Annotated in this window: 18 protein-coding genes; 3 read left to right on the top strand and 15 right to left on the bottom strand. The window is 68.9% G+C overall.

Annotation, left to right across the window (positions count from 1 at the left end; translation table 11 throughout):
• Positions 1-514 precede the first annotated feature (514 nt).
• Entirely contained in the window at positions 515-1042 is a 528-nt protein-coding gene (locus tag OO47_RS06120) for a hypothetical protein (protein ID WP_234323093.1), read from the top strand.
• Between the two features lie 40 nt (positions 1043-1082).
• Here OO47_RS06120 and OO47_RS06115 read toward each other — a convergent pair whose 3' ends face one another.
• The 11 genes from OO47_RS06115 to OO47_RS06065 form a co-directional block, all read right to left on the bottom strand.
• Positions 1083-1439 carry a hypothetical protein gene (locus tag OO47_RS06115; RefSeq protein ID WP_030206276.1) on the bottom strand — a complete coding sequence of 119 codons (357 nt, stop codon included), beginning with the start codon at positions 1437-1439 and terminating at the stop codon, positions 1083-1085.
• Positions 1440-1556: 117 nt separating this feature from the next.
• On the bottom strand, positions 1557-2579 hold the full coding sequence (locus OO47_RS06110; RefSeq protein ID WP_158708634.1) for a hypothetical protein: 1023 nt from the start codon (positions 2577-2579) through the stop codon (positions 1557-1559).
• 94 nt (positions 2580-2673) lie between these two features.
• Positions 2674-3717, bottom strand: coding sequence for a serine hydrolase domain-containing protein (locus OO47_RS06105; RefSeq protein WP_030206270.1), 1044 nt, complete (start codon positions 3715-3717; stop codon positions 2674-2676).
• A 93-nt stretch (positions 3718-3810) separates the two neighbouring features.
• Positions 3811-4932: a glycosyltransferase family 4 protein gene (locus OO47_RS06100; protein WP_033208198.1), complete on the bottom strand. Its 1122-nt coding sequence runs from the start codon at positions 4930-4932 to the stop codon at positions 3811-3813.
• The gene (locus OO47_RS06095) at positions 4929-5465 is read right to left on the bottom strand and encodes a dCTP deaminase (protein ID WP_030206262.1); all 537 of its coding nucleotides are present in this window, start codon (positions 5463-5465) and stop codon (positions 4929-4931) included. The genes OO47_RS06100 and OO47_RS06095 overlap by 4 nt, the downstream gene beginning before the upstream one ends.
• Positions 5462-6001 (bottom strand): dCTP deaminase, encoded by a 540-nt coding sequence (dcd, locus tag OO47_RS06090; RefSeq protein WP_030206257.1) that lies wholly within the window; start codon positions 5999-6001, stop codon positions 5462-5464. The genes OO47_RS06095 and dcd overlap by 4 nt, the downstream gene beginning before the upstream one ends.
• Positions 5998-7224, bottom strand: coding sequence for a metallophosphoesterase (locus tag OO47_RS06085; protein WP_030206256.1), 1227 nt, complete (start codon positions 7222-7224; stop codon positions 5998-6000). Before OO47_RS06085 ends, dcd begins: the two co-directional genes overlap by 4 nt.
• A complete protein-coding gene (locus OO47_RS06080; RefSeq protein WP_030206254.1) occupies positions 7221-8537 on the bottom strand; it encodes a UDP-N-acetylglucosamine 1-carboxyvinyltransferase in 1317 nt (438 codons plus the stop codon). The genes OO47_RS06085 and OO47_RS06080 overlap by 4 nt, the downstream gene beginning before the upstream one ends.
• Positions 8538-8625: 88 nt before the next feature.
• Entirely contained in the window at positions 8626-8799 is a 174-nt protein-coding gene (locus tag OO47_RS36770) for a hypothetical protein (protein WP_158708633.1), read from the bottom strand.
• A gap of 38 nt (positions 8800-8837) precedes the next feature.
• The gene (locus OO47_RS37645) at positions 8838-9284 is read right to left on the bottom strand and encodes a hypothetical protein (RefSeq protein ID WP_234323092.1); all 447 of its coding nucleotides are present in this window, start codon (positions 9282-9284) and stop codon (positions 8838-8840) included.
• Positions 9285-9339: 55 nt separating this feature from the next.
• Positions 9340-10569 (bottom strand): helix-turn-helix domain-containing protein, encoded by a 1230-nt coding sequence (locus tag OO47_RS06065; protein WP_030206243.1) that lies wholly within the window; start codon positions 10567-10569, stop codon positions 9340-9342.
• Positions 10570-10729: 160 nt separating this feature from the next.
• On the opposite strand from OO47_RS06065, the gene OO47_RS06060 reads away from it, so the two are divergent.
• The gene (locus tag OO47_RS06060) at positions 10730-10969 is read left to right on the top strand and encodes a hypothetical protein (protein ID WP_030206242.1); all 240 of its coding nucleotides are present in this window, start codon (positions 10730-10732) and stop codon (positions 10967-10969) included.
• A gap of 203 nt (positions 10970-11172) precedes the next feature.
• On the opposite strand, the gene OO47_RS06055 is transcribed toward OO47_RS06060, so the two are convergent.
• A complete protein-coding gene (locus OO47_RS06055; RefSeq protein WP_158708632.1) occupies positions 11173-12309 on the bottom strand; it encodes a hypothetical protein in 1137 nt (378 codons plus the stop codon).
• Between the two features lie 237 nt (positions 12310-12546).
• On the opposite strand from OO47_RS06055, the gene OO47_RS36765 reads away from it, so the two are divergent.
• The gene (locus tag OO47_RS36765; protein WP_158708631.1) at positions 12547-12708 is read left to right on the top strand and encodes a hypothetical protein; all 162 of its coding nucleotides are present in this window, start codon (positions 12547-12549) and stop codon (positions 12706-12708) included.
• 140 nt (positions 12709-12848) lie between these two features.
• Here OO47_RS36765 and OO47_RS06050 read toward each other — a convergent pair whose 3' ends face one another.
• The 3 genes from OO47_RS06050 to OO47_RS33875 all read right to left on the bottom strand — a co-directional run bounded on the left by OO47_RS06050 (position 12849) and on the right by OO47_RS33875 (position 15927).
• Positions 12849-14018 (bottom strand): helix-turn-helix domain-containing protein, encoded by a 1170-nt coding sequence (locus OO47_RS06050; RefSeq protein WP_267883677.1) that lies wholly within the window; start codon positions 14016-14018, stop codon positions 12849-12851.
• The gene (locus OO47_RS06045; RefSeq protein ID WP_030206239.1) at positions 14005-14799 is read right to left on the bottom strand and encodes a hypothetical protein; all 795 of its coding nucleotides are present in this window, start codon (positions 14797-14799) and stop codon (positions 14005-14007) included. The genes OO47_RS06050 and OO47_RS06045 overlap by 14 nt, the downstream gene beginning before the upstream one ends.
• 258 nt (positions 14800-15057) lie before the next feature.
• Positions 15058-15927 carry a ParB N-terminal domain-containing protein gene (locus OO47_RS33875; protein WP_051715226.1) on the bottom strand — a complete coding sequence of 290 codons (870 nt, stop codon included), beginning with the start codon at positions 15925-15927 and terminating at the stop codon, positions 15058-15060.
• Positions 15928-15940 lie beyond the last annotated feature (13 nt).

The following is a 15940-nucleotide window of genomic DNA, read 5'->3' as shown; positions in this document are numbered from 1 at the left end:
TGATGCGCGCCCTCCGAGGCCACCGACCAGGTGGTTCCAGCGATGTCCTCGGCCGCACGAAATTACCGGCCGGCAGCGGCGCACGCCCAGTGATCAAGGGTCAGATCGCGTCGACGGCCGACCAGGAGGCGGACGGCCTGGACAACAAACAAGCCCCAGGCCTCTGACCTGGGGCTTTGCTATGGAGCGGATGACGGGAATCGAACCCGCGCTATAAGCTTGGGAATCACCCGGCACTCGGGCTCATATATAGCTTCTGACCTGCGGCAACGCCCGTTGAGGGGCGTCCGTCGCCCTCCTTCCGGCAACCCTTGTTGCCCGCTGTTTACCGCCCCTACTGGCACGTTGTGGCACGGCGGCCCGCAGAGTGTCAGACGGCGACCGATACGGTCGCCCCGCTCGCGAAGCCGCCCCCGTCGCAATTTCCGCCCTGCTTCGCTGATCCGGGAGGCCGACGGGCATCCCTGCGCTCGTGAGACGCATCGGTGTCAGACCGGCGGCGTACGTTCACGGCATGGACATGGGAGATGCCCCGGGATGGTTGGGAGCGGGTCTGGGGCTGGCGGCCTTCGTCGTCAGTCTGAGGTCGGTGAAGCACAGCAAGCGTGCGGCTGACGCTGCCGAAGGTTCGGCTGTCGCTGCCGAGCAGTCGGTGGTCGAGACGCGTCGCTCGAGCGACGCGGCGGAGCGGTCAGCGACAGCTGCCGAAGAAACTCTTGCCGACCAGCGGCGCGAGGCAGCCGAGCGGCGCAGGCAGGAGGAAGAGGACAACCGGCCACGTGCGCAGTTCCGCATCGAGCACCGTAACAAGGCCGTCTGGGAGCTGATCAACTACGGCACCGCCCCCGCCGAAAACATTCGATGCCTTGACGCGCCTGGTGCGCGGGACGAATGGCCGCCCAGTCTCTCCGTGGCAGCGGGGGACGTGTACTCCTTCATGATGGTCGGGTCCATGCAGGAAGCCGTTCCCTCTGTCCTTCGTATCGTCTGGGAGGGACAGGACGAACCGGTCCTGCTACGCGTTCCACCGCGCGTCGGGTGAGAGTCGGCCGCACCCCAAAGGAGGGGTGCAGCCAGCCGGTTCATCCCTGGTTGCCCAAGGGCATATGCCGAGCCTCTCGGCGGATGCGCGCGGCGATGGTTTGAGCCTCTCGAGCTCGGGCGGCGGCTTCGCCCGTCACGTGGACGGGGAGGGGCTTCGGATTGCCCCTCCCATCCAGGAGTAGGTCGGCCTTGTGCGGCAGGGGGAGGATCATCGCGCCGTCATAGCAGTCCTGCCACGAGATCGAGTGGCCATTTGACGGGCAGACGAAATCCGCGTGGACGGTGGCGAGCAGGCGGTGGGTGGCTTCCGGATCCGGCCCGCCGAGTACGGCTTCGTACGGGTCGGGAAGCACGCGGGCGATGAAGCTCGCAGCGATGACGCGGGAGTGACGCATGGCACCTCGTTATTTGTCGGCCCCGCGCCTTGTCCACAGTTTACGGCGCGGCGCCGACACTGGTCCCCCAGCCGGTCCGCAGACTGGGAAGGTGATCGCGTTACCGGTCAGAACCAGTCACAGGCGCCTGATGTCCACCAGCGCTCGGCACAGAGCGGTGGTGTCGTCGATCGCCTCCCTGCAGTCGGCGTCCGAGATGACGAGCCGTTGACCGACGGAGGTGCGAGAAGTGGGGACCCGACGCAGGTACTTCTCGTCGACGACACCGTCGTTGTGGGTGAAGACATGGCGCGCCGCCCAGGTCCGGACCAGCCGCTGCCAGGCGGGTGACCCCACCGAACCGCGTACGTCAGGGAAGCCGGCCGAAACGAAGAGGTCCGCCATGTCGTCGAGCCGTTGAAAGATGCTCCCCTTGCCACGCAGCCGCTCTTCCGAGTCCGTGACATGCTCGTGGAATACCGACGAGCCGAGCGCCTCCACGACACCCACGACGTTCTCGATCGTGTCGACCCAACTGCGGGTGAACACCCCCTGCTCGCGTAGCGCGGCCCGGATCTCGTCGGGCAAGGAGGACAGTGCGTCGAGCCGGGCCGTCTCCGCCTGCAGGGCGTCGAAGGCGACGGTGGCCGCAGGCAGCCGACCGCACGAGGGGCAGTAGCGGTGCTCGCCGAAGACGCCGTAGCGAATCTCGCATCCCGCGCATGTCCGCGTACGGGCGAGCCGCTCTTCGTCGATCTCGGGAAGGGGGCGGGGGTAGCGGGGGCGGCTGCGGAACGACACCGAGACATGGCCACGACGTGAGGAGCTCCGCGCCTTGCGCGCCATTCTCGCGAGCCCCTGCTGCATGATCTGCGTGCCCAGAGCTCTGGCCGCTTCCATGGCTCGCTCGCGTTGCTGGTCGGTCCAGAAGTCCCGGTGGTCCGCGTTGTGGCCGCAGTACACGCACCAGAGCCGGAGTTCGTCGGGCAGAGCCGCGTAGTCGTCACCGTGGACGCGGAAGAGCATCGAGCAATCAGGGCACTGGCGTCCGAAGAACCCGTCCGCGTCGAGCGGGATGCTGACGTTCACCTTGTACTGGTCTCCCTGGCGGTCGGTGATTTCGGCACCGTCCGGCATGGGGAACGGAGAGTTGTCCCACATGAGTTGATTGTGGACGAGCCCACTGACAAGTGGACCGCTGCTGGGCAGATAGTGAGGTCCGCTGATCAGTGAGTGACGAAAGGGGCCAGGTGCGTCAGGCGAACGCCAGCCCGCGGAAAGCTTTGCGGATGTCCGTCAACGGCTGGCGGTCGCGGGTGTAGTAGAGCTTGTTCGTCAGGAGTACCGCCCATCGGCCCTGGGTGGGGGAGATCCACATGCCGGTGCCGGTGAAGCCGTAGTGGACCCAGACGTCCTGCTCGTCGGCGGTGCCGGGCGCCGGGTGCCAGAACAGGCCGCGCTCGGGCTGGAGGCCGCCGGTCTGCACGGTGAGGGAGTGAGCGCTCCATTCGGCACCGAAACCGGCCTGGGTGGGGGCCGTGGTGTGGTCGAGCATGTAGCGGAGGAAGACGGCCAGGTCATCGAGGACGGTGAAGGCGCCGGCGATGCCGCACACGCCGCCGAGGAGTCGGGCGGAGAAGTCGTGGGCGGTTCCCTTGAGGTGGGTGCCGCTGTCCTGGTCGAGCTCGGTGGGGGCGCATCGGGCGGTGAGGCCGGTGGGCAGCGGGCCGAAGCGGGTGGTGTTCATGCCCAGGGGGCGCCAGGTCCGCGTCTCGCAGAGCTGGTCGAGGGGTTGGCCGGAGAGGTGCTCGGCGAGGTAGCCGAGGATGAGGGCGGCCCGGTCGGTGTACTCGACTGCTTCGCCGGGCGGCCGGTTGAGGGCTTCTCGCAGGACCCCGCGGCGGATGCCCGCGGGATCGGTGCCGTAGAGGTTCTTCAGCTGGGCCCGGAGGGGGAGACCGGCGGTGTGGGTCAGGAGCTGCCGGGCGGTCACGGCGCCGAGGGGGTGGCCGGTGACCTCGTCCCAGAAGGTGCCCAGCGGGGCGTCGAGATCGAGGACGCCGTCCTCCCACAGGGCGCCGATGGAGGCCCAGACCGCGAGGATCTTGGTGAGGCTGGCGGCGTCGAAGACGGTGTCCGGCCGCATCCTCACGTCCGGTTCGTCAGGGTCCAGGACCCCGGTCGCGCCCGTCGCCCGGGCTCCGCCGGAGTCGCCGACGGCCCACACCGCGCCCGGGTAGACCTTGTCGCGGACGCCTTCGCTCAGCAGGTTCTCGATGCGGTCGGTGCGGTACGGCATGGTCTCCCTCTTCGTGTGGGCATCCCAGCGGCCAGCGTAATGACGTGGGCCGGTCGAGCTGGGCAGCGGCGTGCCAGTTGGCGTGGGCCGTTCTCAGGTGAGTTGTCGGCCGAGCTCGGCCAGTTCGCGGGCGGTCTTCGAGAGGGGATACCGGGCAGCGTTGGCGTATCCGGCCTGTCTGAGGGCGGGGAGGAGGCCGGGTTCGGTTCGCAGGCGGTCCAGATCCCGGGTGAGCGCGGAGGGGTGGGTGAAGTCGGTGGTCAGCCCGGAGCGGGCGAGGGCTTCGCTGAGGCCGGGGACGGGCTGGTAGAGGACGGGGAGGCCGCAGGCTTGGGCTTCCAGGCAGACCAGCCCCATGGCCTCCAGGGTCGTGGAGGGCATGACGAGCACGTCGTGCTCGGCGAATGTCTTCCACAGCTGGGGACGGCGGAGCCAGCCGAGGTAGCGGGCCCTCAGCCCGAGCCGTTGCAGTCGTGGGGCCAGCGCGCGGAACTGGGCGCTGGGGGCGGCAACCGACAGCTCGACGCCCTGGAGCGGGGCCACGCTCCGGATCAGGGCCTCGACGCCCTTCTCCGCCGTCAGCCGGCCGGCGTACAGCAGCCGCAGGTGGCTCCTCGATGGATGAGTGCTGCGGGCGGGCGGGTGGCTGAGGAGTTGGTCGGGGATGCCCCAGGGGATGTGGACGATCTTGCGGCGGTCGGTCTGCGGCGCGAGCTTGAAGAGGTGGTCGGCCATGGCCCCGGTGGGGACGACGATGGCGTCGGCAGCCCGGGCGGTCGCCCGCAGCACCTGGAGTTGGTCTCGGTAGGCTTCGGCGAAGAGCAGGTCAGTGCCGTGGACCAGGGCGATGCGGGGGTGCGTGGGTAGGGCCCTCATCAGGGCGGGGGTGGCGCCGAAGGCGAGGTGGTGCAGGTGCAGGATGCCGATCTCGGAGGGGTTGATCGCGGCCGTCAGAGCCCTACGCAGGGTGGCGACGTAGCGGCCGAAGGCGGGTCCTTCCAAGCACTTGCCGCCCGCGCTGAGCAGGTCGAGGCCGGCAGGCGTCCGGGGGCGGGGGCCGGCCGGGGCGAGCATGAAGGCCCTCGCGGGGATGAGGGGCCTCTCGCCGGTGTAGAGGTCGAGGAAGAGTTCGGCGCTGCCGCCGGGACTGCCGGCGGGCAGGTCCAGGAAAGTGGCGGCCATCGGCCCCGGAGCGGGACCGGCGAGGGTGCTCATCGGCTGCCTCCGGCGATCTCCTCGTAGAGGCGGGAGATGTCGATGCCGTCAGTGGAGGCGTACTTCGCGAGCTGCTGCTGGTAGCTGGCCGGTGTGCCCTGGGCGGCCAGGAAGACCAGCTTGCCGAACGTCATGCCCGGGTAGACGCGGACGGGCCGGGCGGCCCGGATCTCCAGAGTCCAGCGGATCGCGTGGCCCTGGTGGCCGAGCGGGGCGGAGACGTGGACCCAGATGCCGAGGGCTCCGATCGTGCGGTCGCCATTGAGCATCTGCGCGTACGTCTCCGATCCGGTCCGCTCGTGGGTGACGCCGAGGTAGAGCAGTCCGGGCTGGAGGACCAGGCCGGTGCTGGGGATCGTCTGCTCGGTGTAGGCGGTGGGGACGGCGGCGTCGAGGTCGCCGGCGCAGATTCGGAGTGTGTCGCCGAGGCGCCAGTCGTACGCGTTCGGGGAGACGCGGGAGGGGTCGTACGGGTCGATGGTGATCTCGCCGGCCCGGACGGCGGCGGTGATCGCGGGGCCGGTGAGGATCACGAGGCGACCGCCCCGACACGGGAGACATCCCGCCAGTAGCAGGAGGGCTGGGGGCCGTCGGCGGCCTGGTACTTGCCCGCGTACAGGTCGATGTCGCCAGTGGAGACGAAGAACATGATCTGCCCGATCTTCATGCCCGCATACACGCGCAGAGGGCGGATCGGAGAGAGCATCAGGGTCCACTGGCCGTGGAAGCCGATGTCTCCGATGGGGGCGGTGATCTCGACGAACAGGCCGAGGCGGCCGACGGAGGAGCGGCCGAACAGAAGCGGGACGAAGGTGTCGGAGCCGACCCGTTCGAGGGTGTGGCCGAGGTAGAGCTCGCCGGGCTGGAGCACGTACCCGTCCTCGCCGATCTGGACCGTGGTGGTCGGGTTCGCCCGGTGGGCGTCGATGACCGCGGTCGTGTAGGTCAGCAGGCTGGGGCCGAGGCGGACGTTGTAGCTGTTGGGGTTGACCTGCCCGGGTTCGAACGGGCTGATCGTCAGACGTCCGTCCTGGGCGGCGGCGGTGATCTCGGGGCCGGTGAGGATCATCGTGCGCCTTCCTCCTGGTCGGGCAGCGTAGTGGCGAGGGTGCGGCGGACGACCTCGCCGAGGCGCAGGCCGGCCTGGTGGGTGCGTCCGCCGAGGTGGGTGTCGGCGAGATAGTCGGTCGTCAGGACCGACCGGATGCCCTGGGGCAGCGGCCAGGGAACGACGGCCAGAGGGCCGGTCTGCTCGGTCAGGTGCATGAGCAGACCGTTCGGATCCTCCGCGTACCTGTCGGGGAGGAAGGCGTGGACGAGCTGGTTGTCGAACGGCTCGATGGCCAGCAGGTCTCCGAGCGTCAGGACGTCGCCGAGGTGGGCGGGCCGTAGGGCGGTGTCGTTGAGGATGACGGCGCCGGCACCGAGGCCGGTGTGCAGCCGGGCGGCGATGTCCTGGAGGAGCCGGTGGCGGTCGAGGACGGCGTCGCGGTAGGGCTCGTTGACGGTGCCGAGGGGAGTGGCGAGCATCTGGCAGGTTGAGGCGATCTGCTCGTCCAGGACGGCGAGCTCGTCCGGGACCGTCGCAGGGGTGGGGAAGACGGCGGTACGGGCGGCCCACCCGGAGCCGACCGGTTCGGCGGCGGCGTATCCGGCGCCCAGCTCACGGCCCTTGACCACGAGGGTGTCGCCGACGTGCACGGGTCCGTAGGCGTCGCTGTGACAGTGGCCGGCGAAGATGACGTCCACGAACGGGCAGGCACCGGCGAGCTTGAGGTCCTCGTCGAAGCCGGAGTGGGACAGCACGATCCACGAGTCCACGTGGTGGTGGTGCTCCAGCATCAGCTCGCGCAGCGCGGTGACGGGGTCGGTGACGTGGTGTCCGGCCCGCTGGGCGGCGGGGATGGTGTGGAAGGCGCTCACACCGATGACCGCGGTGACGGCGACCTGACGGCCGTGCACCTCGACGACACGGAGACGGTCGAACAGCGGCCGTCCGGTGGTGGCGTCGGCGGCATTGGCGCAGACCGTCATCTCGCGCAGACCGGGCTCGAAGTAGTGCAGCCAGCCGTGGTTGCCCGGGGCCAACACGTCGTACAGCGTCATGAGGATCTCCCGCTCGATGGCTCCCTTGCCCAGCCGGTAGTAGCCGGTGCCCTCGAAGAAGTCACCGCAGTCGACGATGAGGGAGGTCTCCTTGAGGGCGTGCAGGTGCGGCAGGATCCTGTGGCCCTGGTCGAGGGCGGAGTGCAGGTCGGTGGTGGCCACGATCTGGCCGTACGTCCTGCTCATCGCGGCACATCGGTCAGATCGGCGCCGAGGACACGGAGCTTGGCGGGCAGGTCGGTGTGGCCGCGGCGAAGCTGGTCGAGGCCGCTGACGGTGGTGACGCCCCGGGCGCCGAGGCCGGCGATCAGGAGAGCGGAGCCAGTGCGGATGTCCGTGGCCTTCACCGTGGTGCCGTTCAGGCGCTGGGGGCCGGCCAGGCGGCAGTGAGTGGGCGAGAGTTCCTCGATCACGGCCCCGAGTCTCGCGAGCTGGGGGAGGAGGTTGCCGTGGCGGCCGGGGTTGATGTCGTCGGCGAGCAGGTGGGTGCCGGGCAGGGTGAGGGCCAGGGCCAGCAGCGCGGGCTCGAAGTCGGCGTCCAAGCCGCCCGGGGTCAGGGAGGCGACCGCCCGCAGCGGCCGCCCGCTCGCGGTGCGGGCCCGGTGGACGGTGATCGCGTCGGGGGCGAGGGAGACAGGGACCCCGGACCGATCCAGCAGGCTGGCCAACGCCGCGAGGTCGGATCCGGCGACGCCTTCGACGCGGCCTTCGCCGGCGGTGGCGGCGATCGCGCAGGCCAGCGTGCCCGCCTCGATCTTGTCGCCGGGAACAGTCCAGGCGACGGTCCCGGCCGGGACGCCCGACGGCGGTGCCAGTGTGATCTTGTCGCTGTCGGCATGGGCCGTCCACCCGGCGGACTGTAAGGCGGAGAGCACACCGGTGGTCTCAGGGGACAGGTTGGGGTTGCCCAGTTCCAGGCGGCTGCCGGCCACGACGGCCCGGCAGATCGCGGCGATGCTCGCTCCCCGCGAGCGGAACGGCAGCGCCAGGGCGACCCTGTCGCGGGTCTGGTCGGCGGCCAGGACGCGGTATCCGGTGTCATCGAGCAGGACCGTGTCGCCGAACGCCTCGTAGACGGTGAAGTGCAGCTCCATCCCGCGGTCACCGATCTGGCAGCCACCCGGCCAGGGAAGGGCCGCCTGACCGTAGGCGGCAAGCAGCGGCGCCACCAGGTAGTAGGAGGCCCGGATCCGGGCGGCGTCGGACAGGTCGGGCGCCTCGGCGGGGTGCTCCTTGGGAACCACGATCACGGCACCCGGCTCGGCGACCGGACGGGCGACGCGATAGCCGGCCTGTTCCAGCAGGCCGAGCATCCTCTGGACGTCGGCGCTGGCCGGGACACCGGACAGGCGGACATTGCGGCCCAAGGACGCGGCGGCGGCCAGCAACGGCAGCGCCGCGTTCTTCGAGCCGTCCACCCGGACCGTCCCGGCGAGCGGGCGGCCGGGGCGGACGGTGACGGCGTCGACGCCTCTCGTACGGGTGGGGGCAAGGTCCATCAAAACCTCCTGGTCGCAGGTGGTCGGGGTGGTGTGGCTCCGAGGGGCGGTATGACCGCCGACGCTGGTCACCGTGCTTCTTCGCTGTTCAGCGGTCGGTGGTGAGAGGCGCCGAGACGATGTCCGGTGCGGCCACGGCCGCTCGGTGCACCGTGGCATCGAGGAGCTGGTCGGCATGGGTACGCAGCGTCCAGGTCGGCCCGGCCATGCCGGCGAAGGCGAGGAACGTCAGGGCGATCCGGCCGCTGCGGTCCGCTCGCACGCGGGGCGTGGTGCAGGGAACACGGTGACGGGCCCTGTTCACGAGGTCTCGCCGAGTGCGTTCTCGTGCGCGTCGAGGAGGCGGCTGGTCTGCGCGTACAGCCGTTCCAGCTCGGCCGAGGTGAGGACGAAGGCTCCCTCGCGGGTCGAACCGTCCTCGAAGTGGAACTGCACGGGCACCGAGCCCTGGCGGGCGCGCGGGTCGTAGACCGCGTCGCGGCCGGGCAGCAGCGTGACGTGGGTGACCTGCGCCGGCACCGGGCGCAGCGTCGTGCCGTCCGCCGGCGCGGACCAGGCGGGGCCGCCGCCGGGCGGGCGCAGGTGGTAGGTGGTGGCGGAGTCCTCGCCGGGGAGGGTGACCACGACGCCGACCCGGCCTTCGCGGGCGGTGTCGGCGGCGAGGTCGCCGAGCTGAGGGAAGAAGGGAGCCGCTGTTCCTAACTCGGATCCCTGGGAGGGGAGATGGGTAGAGCGTCGTCCGGTCATGCCCCGAAGTTAGGGACGGTCACGACCCCGAATATGAGCCGGAGGAATACGACCCCTATCCGTCCAGGTGGAAGCGGTCGGACATGCGCCGCAACTTCTCTCGCGTAGCTGCCCGTTCGGCGTAGACGATGCTGCGGAGGGTCGACCGGGCGATGGGGTGGTTGCGTACGAGCTGGGGGGCGATGCGTTCGGCGGTCTCCAGCTCGCCGAGGGCCTTGTCCCGGTTGCCGTCCCACAGCCAGGCCCGCGCGATGTCCATGTGGTGGTGACCCTGACGGGAGTTGGGCAGGGCACCGACCAGCTCGGGGCTGGTGCGGCGGTTGATCTCCAGGGCCTTGCCCTGCTCACCCATTTCCAGCGCGACGCTGATCGCGTGGATCTGCACGTTCCCCGCGGAGAACGTCAGCGAGTGCCGGTCGTACACCGGTGCCCCGGAGTACGCGTCCATCCGCTCGGCGGCGTCCTTGGCGTACCCGATCCGGTCCTCCGCCTCCGAGGCACGGCCGGCGCGGGCGGCCGAGACCGCGGCCCGGAGCTGGAGGGTGCCCCAGGCCCGTACGGCCAGCGGCTCGCCGCGCTCGTACGCCTGCTGCACCGACCCGATCGCCTTGTCCGAGAGCGTCAGCGCGTCCGACCAGTCGGCCGTGGCCCACATGTCCCAGACCCGCATCCAGTCCGCGACCGCCGGCAGCACCGGGTCACCGGACAGCCGCGCCGACCACGCGGCCCGCTCGCAGGCCATGGCCACCAGCTCGGGGTGGCCGAGGGAGTGGGCGGCGGTGTGCGCGAACTTGCAGCACACCGCGTAGATCGCATACGCCTCCTCCCGCTCGTGCCCCTCCGACACCTCGGCCAGAGCCCGGGCCTCGCGGAACAGGTCGGGCAGGACGCGGAGGATCGCCACGTTGGAGGCGGTGTCCCGGAGCCGGTGCAGGCGGGTCACCTCCCGCCACAGCTGCGGTGCCGGCCTCGGCGTCCCGTCGAAGATCGGGGACAGGTCGTAGCGGCGCAGTTCGCGCAGGATCGAGGAGGCGGCGACCTGCCACTGGTTGTCGTCCGGGGAGTTGCTGTACGGGCGTCCGATCAGGTCGTTCGGGTGGACGTGCAGCTCGGCGGCGATCTGGTTGAGCAGGCCGACCCGGTCCAGCTCGATCAGGCCCCGCTCCATCTTCGACACCCAGCCCTGCGACTTGCCCAGGGCCGTCGCCAGGTCGGCCTGCGGCATCCCGAGCCGCAGCCTCGCCCTGCGAACGCGCCGGCCGATCTCCTCGGCTTCCTCCAGCATCAGGACACCTCCCCAACCGCCGGACCGCCGAGCTGATCGCCGGGTGTCCGTACAGAGTTCGTCACCAGCACGGTACCCAGATGGACGTTGGAGCGGAGGCGTCAGGCGGATTGTTGCTGTGCCGCCGTGACCACCGACGATCGCCGCCGGTTGGCGGATCATGAAGAAGATCTTCTCTGTGACTGCCCTGGCTCTGACAAGCCTGGCGCTGGCTGCCCCCGCCCACGCTGACAACGACAGCAACTTCGGTCCGGGGGTCAACGCCGCCAACAACTGGAACTTCAGCGCGGCAGCCGTCTGCTTCCAGGAGCTGGCGGTCGTCCCGGTGGGCGGCGCGTGGGACGGCAACACCGTCAACCACTGCACCAATGGTAACGTCCTGAACCACAGCAACGGCTGATCGGTCGGCAGACGCTGTTCCGAATCGGGGAGCCTTGGCTCTGTACACGGAAACAGGAGTCGTTTATCAATGACTCCCGGAGCCCCTGCGAGCCCCCGTTGCTTGACGAATCTCGATGAGTCCGGGAGCCGCTGACGGTCGGGTCAGAGGTCCGAGGGTCCGTCTCGGCAAAGCGGGCCGGACCCGGGGCGGTGGCGCGCGCCTTACTCGTCGGCCGGCGCATGATCGGCGAGGCGCTCGGAATCGCGCTGCACGCGCTTCAGGGCAGCATCGGCGAGTGTCTCTCGCCGATGGGTGAGTTCCCGGTCGAGCGTCTGTACGGCGTCCTTATCGAGCCCATCGTCAGTCATCTGCCAATAGTGCGGCTCGTAAGCCTGGCGGACGCGAGTCGGCTGAGAGAAGAGCGCCTTGATCACGGGGTCGGCGATCGCGTCCACGGCAGCTTTTAGCCCTTCAGGCGGTTCGGCGTGGCGGATGAGACCGAATTCGAGAAGGCGCTGACACCCGTCCTCCCAGGCATCGTCACGCAGGCCGAAAGCCTGCATGCGGGACCGCGTGGTGAGGAAGACCCCTGACATGCGGTGCTTCCTGGGCGCCCAGTGGCTCATCCATCTCAGGATGAGCCAGGTGGCGATCTCGGAAGGATTGAGCACCTGGATCCAGCCCTTCAGGAAGAAGTCCTTGGGGAGCGTGATCGTCCTGGCGGCTGTCCAGCTACGGACGGGGACGGTGTAGAGGTTCGGGTTCGGCATGTCGCCCCGCCCGCCTTCCTCCATGAGCGAGAAGTCCTCGTACAACCGCTGTCCGCGCGCGCCCCGGGACATGGAGACCAAGGCGTCTTCATGGCCGAGTTCTTCCAGGGTTCTCAGGGCTCCCTTGACTTGCCGAAGCCGCAGGTCCTCTAGCTTCCTCGTGCACCACCGTTCCTCCGCGCGTGCACTACCGCGGAGTTCCGGAGGCATGTTCTTCAACGCGGCGTCGTACGCGCCAGATGCGGTGTCGTACGCACCGTCGATGGCAACGAGGGTGGACCACGATTCGGCCCCCTTCAGCGGGCGAACGTTCTGCCAGAGGTCTCCTGTGTCCAGCCGGCACTGCGCCTCGAAGACGGCCAGCAGGTAGAAGCGCAGCGCTACCCCCCGTGGAAGGACCAGCTTGGTGAGTCTCGACCGTTCCCCGTCGGCCCGCAGCAGAGCGCTGCGCAGGACGATCGAGTCCGGCTTCTTCCCAGCCTGCCAGATTCCGCTCAGGGCCTCAGACGCCTTCGTGACCGAGCCGGTCCGCCGCATCTGCTGCAGCCGACGCAGTCTGCGCTCGTTCGTCTCCCGTGCGTCAGCCACCAAGAAAGGTTAGCGCTTTGATCTCGCCGTTTTGATCCGGGTAAAGGCCCTTTTCAAGGGCCTTTACCCGGATCAAAACGTTGATCACGTCCTGACGAAGGCTCTTCCAGGGCCCTCACCATGGACTTCAGGCCCGCTCAACGCGGATACGGCGGCATCGTCGTTCGCACACATGCGAACGGCCCCGGGGTCCATCCGGGGCCGCCTGCTCGAGGATCTCTTCAAGGAGAACGGTACGTGACAGGCTCCAACAACCCCCAGCCCCTGCCGCAGCGCTGGGCGATCATCCTGCTCGCCGGCGTCCTGGCGGGCGCCATCGTCCTGATCCTGGCAGGCCCGCTGCCCGGGCTCGGTGCCGCAGGCGCGACGGTGCTCGCCCTGCACAAGCTCATGGCGTAGCGAAACCGGTGGAGGGTGCTGCTGGCACCCTCCACCGGTGCCGTTAGGTGCCCCCGGCCGACCTTGTATGACAGGGCGGCACCGCAGGTGCCTTCCCCACAGCGAAGCGCGCCCGCGGCTCGTCAGGTTGAGCAGCGCTACTACTGGACCAGTCGGAGCACCGGCCTCTGTTCCTGAACACCCAACAGGTCCTGCACCCTCGTGCTTGTCCACGCCAACTCATGAGCCAGTTGGGAAACCGATAGGCCCACTTCCTTGGCAGCCAGCTCGAAGGCTTGTCCAAGCAGCGAAGGCTGTTCACCGGGGAAGTTCGAGACGGATTCCGCTGTGAAGCCAGGCTGGCCGTCGAGAGCGCGTAGGCGCTGGTACGTCCTGCTGGCAGTTGCGTCGGAGATCAGCCCCAGCTCGCGGCATCGGTAGACGAGCGAATGGAGGGAGACCCCCCAGACTCCCCTGAGCTCAGCTAGGCGTGCAAAATCCATTCGCCGCGGCAGGGATGGAAGGATGCTGTCCTGGGGGGTCAGGAACTCGGCTGCGAAGGCGTCAGCTTCCTTCTCCTGGCGGCTGTCGCCAGTGGCATCGCCGTGAAGTACAAGGTGGCCCAGCTCATGGGCGGCCGTGAATCGGTGCCGGTAGATGTCATCGGCCCGGTTGGCGGTCAGAACGACGAGTGGCCGTGCTGCCCGGGTAGAGAAAGCGTCCACACTCGCAGCGGAGGGATCACTGGCAGGCGGCATGACCACCACGATCCCGTGGGACTCCATCCGCCTCACCAAATGTGTGACAGGGCCGTCGCCGAGACCCCAGCGCCTGCGGAGCTCGCGGGCGGCGGACACGGGGTCGGTGGACAGTTCCTCGCCGGGATGGACCTCCCCGCCGGCGAATCCGGGCAGATCGACGAGAGGCAGCTGGATGCGCTGTTCCAGCGCGTAGGTGAGCTCCCAGACCTGCTCCGCGAACGCGAGCGCACGCTCTCGCTGGGACTTCGGCGTGCTGCGCAGGCTCCGGAAATGGGCCATGGAAGCGTCGAGCCGATTGGCTGGCCTTCCCAGCAGGAAGAACGTCACCGGAACCCCGAGGATCTCCGCGAGCCGGGGGATCAAGTCAGGCCGTGGCTTCGACACCCCCGTCTCGTACTGACCCACAGCGGCAGGCGTCACCCCGAGCTGGGAGGCCACGTCCTTCTTCGTCATCTCCGCCAGACGACGGGCTTGGGTCAACCGGGTGGGATCGAAGCCGTCGGAGATAGCACGTGGCGTGGTGCCTCGTTCTTCCGTACCGGGGATGAGGTCTTGCTTAATGGGTCGCATCGTCTTCGCTGGTCTGGTCCTCGACAGGTTCGGCCTCGGTCTGCACGGGGGCGTGCAGAGCCTGGTCCGAGGCGGTACGAGAGGACAGCGTAAGGGTGGGTTCGATTCCGTCGGCGAAGCTGGTGTGTGCCGTGACCTGGTTCGGAATGCTGATCGGTCGCAGCGTGTACGAGGTGACCTCCTGAGGCAGGTGGAGCGGCTCGGGGTCGGTGGCCCACTCCAGCTGCCGGTTCATTCCGAGCGCCGCGATGCCCCAGTACGCCTCGAGGAGCTCGGAGGCGTTGCAGGCGAAGGGCACCAGGACCAGCTGGGTGCCCTGCGGCACTGTCGCCAGAGCGCCGCGCGGTTCGGCGATCGGGACGGTCGGCCCGAAGTCGAGGTCGAACGGATCCTGGATGTGCTTCGGCGTCGGCGCGAACGTGAAGAGCTCCTGCACCAGACGGGACTGGCTGGGGATGCGCGCGCTGCGTACGTCTGCCTTGGTCTTGGAGTACCGGAACGGGTAGAGCAGCCCCTTACCAATGAGCATCAGCTCGTAAGGGAACTGGAACGGTTTGACCGCGCGGGCTCCAGGCACCTCCTTGAGCTCGTCCTGCAGCCGCTCGTACTGGTTCTCGTATCGGCTGGTGCCGTAGACGCGAGTGGTACGGGATGCGGCTTGTTCCTGTGCGGCCTGTGCGTTGGCCTGCATGTTGCGCAGGCCCTGCCCGACACGGCGGCGTACATCTGCTGCGTGCTCGCCGAACACGTCGGTCGTCCACGACGACGAAGGCATACTCATGCGGACGACTCCTCGGGTCGGACTACGCATCGAAGCATTCCAGTGCGCCTTTGACTTTAGTTGATGTCGGAGATTTTGCACAACTGCTTTGGTGTTCGGCGTGTCTGCTGCCCGTCCGCCACCAGCGCGGCACCCAGGAGGCTTTGCGCGCGGGGGAGTTGCTGGGCCAGTGGCCCTGGGTTGTGCCCTCTGGCCCAAGAACCGCCTGTTCCTCAGGTAACACGACGTGCGGCGGAACGTCCCCCGAGGAGCTCCCCGTTAGGTGAGTCGGGTGAGGTGGGCGGCTAGTTCCTGGGCTTCGGGTGAGAGGCCAGCGTGGACTTCGCGGGCAAAGGCTGTATCGGGGCGGGCTATGGGGGGCCGGATCGTAATCCAGTGCTGGGCGGCCTGTTCGATGGCCTGCTGGGTGTGGTGGATGGCGGACCGGCGGTGGGTGACGTACTGCTCGGCCTGCTGGTGGGCCTGGTGCCAGGTGATGTCTCCCCGCTCGGCGAGCAGGGCCAGAGGCGGGGTGGTGTGGCCGTCGGCCAGACGGAGTTCGTCGGCCTCGGCGATCTGCTTCCGTATGCGGGTCCGCTCCTGGCGTTCCTCCAGTGTGGTGATGGCGTCGTCGAGGGCGAGACGGCGTTCGGTGACCTGCTTGGCGAGGTCGGGGGCGTTCTCGGTGAGCCGGTCGCGCTTCTCCTGGAGGTCTTCGGCCTTCGCCTTGTGCTCGCGAGCGATGTCGTAGGCGGCGTCGAGGGGGAAGGCGCCGATGCGGACCTGTTCGGCGAGGTCGGGGGAGTACCGGAGGACGACGTTGGCTGCGGAGAGGCGGGTACGGCTGAGGCCGTGGGTCTTGGCCAGGCCGCGCAGGGAGTGTCCCGAAACGGAACAGGCCATGGCGGTGATCATTGCCTTCTGGCCCTTGGTGATGTGTCGGCGGACGACGTTGTTGGAGAAGATCAGCGCTTGGGGGTTGTCGCCGGTGTAGGTGGTGAAACGGGGTTCGACGCCGGCGATCTCGCAGGCGGCGAGCCGGTTGCGGCCGTCGAGGAGGACGCCGTCCGTGTCGAGGACGATGTCCTTGAGCAGGCCATCGGTCTTGATGGACTCGGCGAGGTCGAGCAGCTCGTCGGGATCGAGCATCGGGAAGACGTCG

The organism is Streptomyces bikiniensis (genome assembly GCF_000716625.1).
Classification (GTDB): Bacteria; Actinomycetota; Actinomycetes; order Streptomycetales; family Streptomycetaceae; genus Streptomyces; species Streptomyces bikiniensis.
This window is presented reverse-complemented; position numbering and strand designations above follow the sequence as displayed.